This window comes from Turicibacter sp. GALT-G1 (assembly GCF_025594995.1).
GTDB lineage: Bacteria > Bacillota_I > Bacilli_A > MOL361 > Turicibacteraceae > Turicibacter > Turicibacter bilis.
In genome coordinates this window covers 1-515 of sequence record NZ_JAMQUS010000122.1, presented here as the reverse complement: position 1 = coordinate 515, position 515 = coordinate 1, and the positions used below count along the sequence as shown (strand labels likewise).

The 515-nt window shown below is 32.8% G+C and carries 2 protein-coding genes; both read left to right on the top strand.

What is annotated here, in order from left to right; all coding sequences use genetic code 11:
• The coding region (locus NEH74_RS13540) for a helix-turn-helix domain-containing protein (RefSeq protein WP_262941477.1) at positions 1 to 181 on the top strand (181 nt) is incomplete at its 5' end.
• Between the two features lie 7 nt (positions 182 to 188).
• On the top strand, positions 189 to 500 hold the full coding sequence (locus NEH74_RS13535; protein ID WP_262941476.1) for a transposase: 312 nt from the start codon (positions 189 to 191) through the stop codon (positions 498 to 500).
• The last annotated feature ends 15 nt before the right edge of the window (positions 501 to 515 follow it).

Genomic DNA, 515 nt, shown 5'->3' with positions numbered 1-515 from the left:
TTGGGTAAAAAGAGAATTTGGCATCTCATTTACTAAAGGAGGAATGCGTGACATGTTGTTACGCTTAGGTTTTAGCTACTCACGCCCGACTTACTCATTAGCTAGAGCCAGTCAAGAAAAACAAGAGGGATTTAAACAGGAATTTGAACAATTAAAAAAATTTGATTCGCGGAGAGATTGATCATTTATTGTTTCAAGATGAAAGTTCCATTAGAGATTATCAATCATTAGTCAATAATTGGTTTCCTAAAGGAAAACAACGGATCATTCCTACTTACGGGAATAATAAAAGTGTCAAATTAATAGGGATCCTTAACTATGAGACAGGTCATGTTTATGTTCAAGAAGAAGAACGTTACACAGCTGAGATTTTTCTTAAATTCTTAAACAATGTTTTAAAGGAATATCCAACTGGAAAGATTGTTTTGATTTTAGATAATGCGAGAATTCATCATGCCAAAATCATACAACCTTTTTTAGAGGAGTATAAATGTCAATAAAAAAGTGGTTCTTCC